Source organism: Arthrobacter sp. ZGTC412, from assembly GCF_002929215.1.
In the GTDB taxonomy this organism is placed as follows: Bacteria; Actinomycetota; Actinomycetes; order Actinomycetales; family Micrococcaceae; genus Arthrobacter.
This window is the reverse complement of the sequence record NZ_PJII01000049.1, coordinates 1-1,275: the sequence shown is the minus strand read 5'-3', so window position 1 is coordinate 1,275 and position 1,275 is coordinate 1. Positions and strand designations below refer to the sequence as shown.

The 1,275-nt window shown below is 64.2% G+C and carries 1 protein-coding gene and 1 rRNA gene; one reads left to right on the top strand and one right to left on the bottom strand.

The genetic code is table 11. The features are described from left to right. Positions 1 to 76, top strand: a 5S ribosomal RNA gene (gene rrf / locus CXQ88_RS22885); the annotation flags it as partial. A 115-nt stretch (positions 77 to 191) separates the two neighbouring features. On the opposite strand, the gene CXQ88_RS21320 is transcribed toward rrf, so the two are convergent. Beyond that, positions 192 to 533 carry a YciI family protein gene (locus CXQ88_RS21320; RefSeq protein ID WP_104046151.1) on the bottom strand — a complete coding sequence of 114 codons (342 nt, stop codon included), beginning with the start codon at positions 531 to 533 and terminating at the stop codon, positions 192 to 194. Between the last annotated feature and the right edge of the window lie 742 nt (positions 534 to 1,275).

The window sequence follows — 1,275 nt, the reverse complement described above, 5'->3', positions numbered from 1 at the left end:
GAACCCGGAAGCTAAGACCCACAGCGCCGATGGTACTGCACCCGGGAGGGTGTGGGAGAGTAGGTCACCGCCGGACAACCATTAGGTCGAGGCCCCAACCAGAACATGGTTGGGGCCTCCCGCATTTAACACACAAACACCACCACCAGCCCTGACCGGCACCACGGGCCGGAACGGCCGGGTTGTCATCGTCAGCTGGCCGGGTCGTAGTGGAACTGGCGTAGTTCCTGGGAGCAGCGGCAGGCGACTGCGATCTTAGCGGCCCACTCGAGTGCTGCCTCCCGTGAAGGCAGCTCGAGAACGGTGTAGCCGCCGTTGGGCACCTTGTGACCTGGGTACGTCCCCTCAGTGACGGTGCCGTCACCCGCCACGAGCACCGGGCTTATGTCCTCGTCGATTCCGCCGCCGAAACCGTACACGCCCGCCGCCTTGGCCTCGTCGATGACGGCATGCGAGGCTGCGACCACCGCCTCGAACTCCTCCACGGGGACCACCATGGCCTCACCGGGGAACGAGATCAGGTACTTCGTCATTTGCGGGCTCCTCTGCCCTGGCGGCGCCATCCGTCGGCTCTTATCGGGGTACCGTTTTGGTGCCCAGGACGATTATGGCTCCGACGCGCGTCCTGCGGTCAAGGCAGACCCCAATCCGTGGGGGGTTGATCCTGCCAAAACTTTCAACCATCCCCTTTGGCGATCATCAGCGCAGCCCCTGCCACCTGCCACCCGCCGCGCAAGTACCGCCGGCGGCTCAGCTGGCGGTGTTTTCAGTGCCGGGGCGGGTACCTCGAGCCTGGAGCCGCGGGGGAGGGCCTGCCGGGGTATTGAGGGGCGGAGTCGGAGCACGAGTCATCGCAAGACGACCAGGGTCGAGGGCCCCAAGCATCACAGTTGGGGCCCTCCGCATTTAAGCTCCACGCTCGGACTGCCGTGACGGCCGCCGGCTTTCAGGATGTCCTTACAACTGCCGCAGATCTCAGGGCACACAATCTACTTCGGGCTCATATCCGGCATCCCAATTCAGGCTCTTGTCGCCAATCTGCGGGAAGGAACAAGCCGGCACGTTGGGACGCCCCAACCCGAGGCGGAGGAGCAGATTCCCTGGGGGCGGGGGCTGAAGCGTGATGTGATCGGCTCCATAGTCGCTGCTTTTTGGGGGTGGATGGACAAGCAGGGGTCATTTCTCTGGCAGTTCCCTATGGTGGCGGGGGTTTTGGGGGTGTGGGGTGGGTGTGGGGGTGGATTTGCGGGTTGGTGTGGGGGCGTGTATTGTTTT

Excerpts from the sequence above, each read along its gene's own strand:
- CXQ88_RS21320 (WP_104046151.1), bottom strand. The coding sequence starts at position 533 with ATGACGAAGTACCTGATCTCGTTCCCCGGTGAGGCCATGGTGGTCCCC.